Raw genomic sequence first — 4,834 nt, 5'->3', positions numbered from 1 at the left:
CCGCCGGCACCACAGGCCTGACGGACGCCGCCGCCTCCCGCGTCGGCTACCCGAATCCGCATGGTGCGGGTTGGCGGACAGCCAGCGAACAGTTGTAAGCGGCAGATAAATAAGTGAAACCCGGGACGGCCTTTGGCGCCGTCCGCGCCTTCCCCGTGCGCGGACGTTATCTACTCGTCCATCCCGGGTCCCACTGTCAGTGGACGCTAGGACCCAACCGCCGTCGGCGTCAATTCGCCGGGCGGAGCGCATCCGCCTGTTGTTTGTGCACTGTGTCTTCCCGCTGTGATCAGCGGTTCCGCGGCGTTGTGACGGTGTCCCGTTCCCGTCCGCCGGCCGGAGCGCGGCCTGCAGCCGGGCCTTCCTGTCGGCCTTGTGTCACGTGGTGGCCGGCACACGCGTGGTGGCCGGCACATACACCTGGGCGGGAACAGGCCGGCCGGGACGGCTGGACAGCCGCGTCCTGCCCGGCTCGACGGGCAGCGGCAGCAGCCCTGGCCCCTCCCGCGACCGTTCCGGGAAGTTGTCGCTATGTTTTGTTTCTGTTGTCACCGCCTCCGGTGTCGCCGCCGTCCTCGGTGTCACGGCCTCCGGCTGTTGTCACCGTCGCCGGTCGGTGCCGGGGCGCCGCCGGCCGGTACCCGGTCGCGGAGCATGCAGGTCAGGCGGGACGTGCACACCAGGCGCCCGGCATCGTCGGTGATCCGGATGTCGAAGGTGGCCAGGGACCGGCTGGCGTGTACCCGGGTCGCGACGCCGGTGACCGTCCCGGACGACGCGGCCCGGTGATGGGTGGCGCTGATCTCGATACCGACCGCCGCCCGGCTGGGACCGGCGTTCAGCATGGCGCCGACCGACCCGGCCGTCTCGGCCAGCACCACCGAGGCGCCGCCGTGCAGCAGCCCGTACGGCTGCCGGTTGCCCGCCACGGGCATGGTCGCGACCACGCGCTCGGTGCTCGCCTCGACGATCGTGATGCCCATCCGCTCGGCGAGCTCGCCGCGCCGGGTGTTGACCGCCGCCAGCACGGCCACCGGGTCGGAAGGGTCCACGACGATGACGTGGTCACCGGCGCCGCCGTCGGCCGGGCCGCGGCGAGCGGAGTCGTGATCGGAAGCCGTCGCTGTGTGTGATGGAACCGACGGGCCCGGCGCGCTCCCCGATGACGGGGCATTCCACGAAGTCTGCGAATCTGTCACGTCAAAAACCTACATATCTCCCCACCCGCGCACCGGCATGGCGTGGGGCCGGCATGGCGTGGGGCGGGCCGGCGAACCGCGATGGCGGCGTACCGGGCGCCGGGCCGCGGCGGGGGAGGGGCCGGGCCCGCGGGTCCGGCCGGCCAGGGCCGCCGCCCCGGGCGCCAGGCCGGTGATCTCTCCAGGGATGATCACGGACCGGGCCGGCGGCCGCCGCCCCGGGCGCCGGGCCGGTGACGGCGCGTTCCCTGCCGGAAGGACTGTCGGACCGTCTCCATAGAATTGCCGTCGTGCCCGCCACGACCACGACCTCCGGCAACCCCCCCGTCGGCAAGGCTGCTGCCGGCAAGGCTGCTGCCGGCCGGCCGTCGCGCGCGGCGTCCGCCCGGCCGGCCGGCGGCGCGGCGGCGGGGGCCACGGCGGGTGAACCGCGGCTGCTCCTCCTCGACGGCCACTCCCTGGCCTACCGGGCGTTCTTCGCGCTGCCGGTGGAGAACTTCTCCACCACGACGGGGCAGCCGACCAACGCCGTCTACGGCTTCACCTCGATGCTGATCAACGTGCTGCGGGACGAGCGCCCCACCCACGTCGCGGTGGCCTGGGACCTGCCGACCCCGACCTTCCGGCACACCCAGTACGCCGAGTACAAGGCGGGACGGGCCGAGACGCCCGCGGACTTCGTCGGTCAGGTCAGCCTCATCCACCAGGTGTGCGACTCCCTGGCCGTCCCCGGGGTCGCCGCCGCCGGCTACGAGGCCGACGACGTCATCGCCACGCTCGCCACCCAGGGCGCGGCCCTGGACATGCAGGTCCTCGTCGTCACCGGTGACCGGGACGCGCTGCAGCTCGTCGACGAGCGGGTGACGGTGCTGATGACCCGGCGCGGCATCAGTGACATGACCAGGTTCACCCCCGCCGAGGTGGAGGCGAAGTACGGCCTCACCCCGGCGCAGTACCCGGACTTCGCCGCGCTGCGCGGGGACCCGTCGGACAACCTGCCGTCGGTGCCCGGGGTGGGGGAGAAGACCGCCACCAAGTGGATCCAGCAGTTCGGGTCGCTGGCCGCCCTGGTGGACCGGGCCGACGAGGTCGGCGGGAAGGCGGGGGCCTCGCTGCGCGCGCACCTGGCCAACGTGATCCGTAACCGTTCCCTGACCGAGCTGGCCCGTGACGTGCCGCTGGCGGTCACACCCACCGACCTCCAGCTCCGGCCGTGGGACCGGGAGGCCGTCCACCAGCTCTTCGACACCCTGCAGTTCCGGGTGCTGCGGGAGCGGCTGTACGCGGCGCTGGGCACGGTCGAGCCCGAGGCCGACGCCGGCTTCGAGGTGACCGCGCGGGTGCTCGAGCCCGGGGAGGTGGCCGGCTGGCTGACCGCGCACACCGGCGGCGGGCAGCGCCTCGGCGTGTACGTCCGGGGCGGCTGGGGCCGGGGCACCGGCAGCGTGACCGGCCTCGCGCTCGCCACCGCCGCCGGCGCCGGCGCCTGGATCGACCCCACCGCGCTCACCGCGGACGACGACGCGGCGCTGGCCGCCTGGCTGGCCGACGAGCGCCGGCCCAAGGCCGCCCACGACGTCAAGGGGCCCATGCTCGCGCTCGCCGCCCACGGGTTCTCCCTCGCCGGTGTCACCAGCGACACCGCGCTCGCCGCCTACCTGGCCCTGCCCGGCCAGCGCACCTTCGACCTCGCCGACCTCGTCCTGCGCTACCTGCGGCGCGACCTGCGCCCGGAGACGTCCGGGACGGGGCAGCTGACCATCGACGGGTCGGACGAGACGGACGCCGCCGCCGCCGACGTCGTGCGGGCCCGCGCGACGCTGGAGCTCGCCGACGCCCTCGACGCCGACCTGGACCGCCGCGGCGCCACCGCGCTGCTGCGCGACGTCGAGCTCCCGCTGGTCACGGTGCTCGCCGGGATGGAGCGGGCGGGGATCGCGGCCGACACCGACCACCTGCTCGAGCTCCAGAAGCACTACGGCGCGCAGGTCACCGAGGTGGCCGCGCAGGCCCACGAGATCGTCGGCCGGCCGTTCAACCTCAGCTCGCCCAAGCAGCTGCAGGTGATCCTCTTCGACGAGCTGGGCCTGCCGAAGACCAAGAAGATCAAGACCGGCTACACCACCGACGCGGACGCGCTGGCCTGGCTGGCCACCCAGGCCGACCACCCGCTGCTGGCCGTGCTCCTGCGCCACCGTGACGTCGCCCGGCTGCGCACGGTGGTGGACTCGCTCATCCCGATGATCGACGACGCCGGCCGCGTCCACACGACGTTCAACCAGATGATCGCGGCGACCGGACGGCTGTCCTCGGCTGACCCCAACCTGCAGAACATCCCGGTGCGCACCGCCGAGGGCCGCCAGATCCGCCGGGCGTTCGTCGTCGGCTCGGGGTACGAGTCCCTGCTCACGGCCGACTACTCGCAGATCGAGATGCGTATCATGGCGCACCTCTCCGGTGACCAGGGGCTGATCGAGGCGTTCGCCTCGGGTGAGGACCTGCACACGTTCGTCGCCGCCCAGGCGTTCGGCATCCCGGTGGGCGAGGTCGACCCGGAGCTGCGCCGCCGGATCAAGGCCATGTCCTACGGGCTGGCCTACGGCCTGTCGGCGTTCGGGCTCGCCGGTCAGCTCGGCATCCACCCGGAGGAGGCCCGCGCGCAGATGGAGGCGTACTTCGCCCGGTTCGGCGGGGTGCGTGACTTCCTGCGCGGCGTGGTCGAACGGGCCCGCGCGGACGGCTACACCGAGACGATTCTCGGCCGCCGCCGCTACCTTCCCGATCTGACCAGTGACAACACGCAGCGACGGCAGATGGCCGAGCGGATGGCGCTCAACGCCCCCATCCAGGGCTCCGCGGCCGACATCATCAAGATCGCGATGCTCGGTGTCGACCGGCGGCTGCGGGAGCACGGGGCACGGTCACGGCTGCTGCTGCAGGTGCACGACGAGCTCGTCCTGGAGATCGCCCCGGGCGAGCGCGCCGACGTCGAGGCGCTGGTGCGCGCCGAGATGGGCGGGGCCTACCGGATGTCGGTCCCCCTCGAGGTCAGCGTCGGTTCCGGCCGGACATGGGACGACGCGGCGCACTGACATCTCCGGCGCCGTCCCGGCGCCATTCCCGTCACCGCCCGTCATTTCTGTCGCCCTCCGTCCTGTTGTCATCTTTTCTGTCGCCATCCGTTATTGTCCTTTTTACGCGGTTGCTGTCCGTTCTGTCGCCACGGACGTCTGCCACCGGATGCCCCGACGTGGGCGTGGACCGTCGGATTCGGGTTACTGTGGAGAAACGGCATCGTTCCCGTGTCGTGATATGAACGTCAACTAAATGTCCGGCCCGTTCCCATCCGTATCTCGCCGAGTGGGTTTTTCCCGGGTCCGGGCGGTCGCCCGGACAGGTGCAGGTGCGTCGCGGTGCGCGAGCGTCGCAGTGCGTGAGCCGCTCCCAGCTGTGGGCTGACAGGTTCCGCCGGCCCGGCGAGCCCCGTCGGCGAGCCTGGTGGAAAGACCGAGGCCCGGCAGCCATGTCGAGGCCCGGCGGAAAGGCATTGTGTCGTTGTCCGTGTAGTGCACCGATGGCCATGAAGTGGAGCCGTCTACGCCGTCGCGCCCGGCCGCCCCGGATCCGGGATATGT

2 protein-coding genes are annotated in these 4,834 nt (G+C 72.4%); one reads left to right on the top strand and one right to left on the bottom strand.

Going from position 1 to position 4,834, the window contains the following annotated elements:
* Positions 1–581 precede the first annotated feature (581 nt).
* Positions 582–1,052, bottom strand: a complete 471-nt coding sequence (locus tag AC5LUJ_RS15775; RefSeq protein ID WP_493465179.1) for a PaaI family thioesterase — start codon at positions 1,050–1,052, stop codon at positions 582–584.
* A gap of 437 nt (positions 1,053–1,489) precedes the next feature.
* Here AC5LUJ_RS15775 and polA point away from each other — a divergent pair, with 437 nt between their 5' ends.
* Positions 1,490–4,291, top strand: coding sequence for a DNA polymerase I (gene polA / locus AC5LUJ_RS15770; RefSeq protein WP_250286883.1), 2,802 nt, complete (start codon positions 1,490–1,492; stop codon positions 4,289–4,291).
* Positions 4,292–4,834 lie beyond the last annotated feature (543 nt).

This window comes from Protofrankia sp. CiP1_Cm_nod3 (assembly GCF_982290655.1).
Note: the sequence above shows the minus strand (reverse complement) of the source record. Positions and strands in the feature narration are given on the sequence as shown.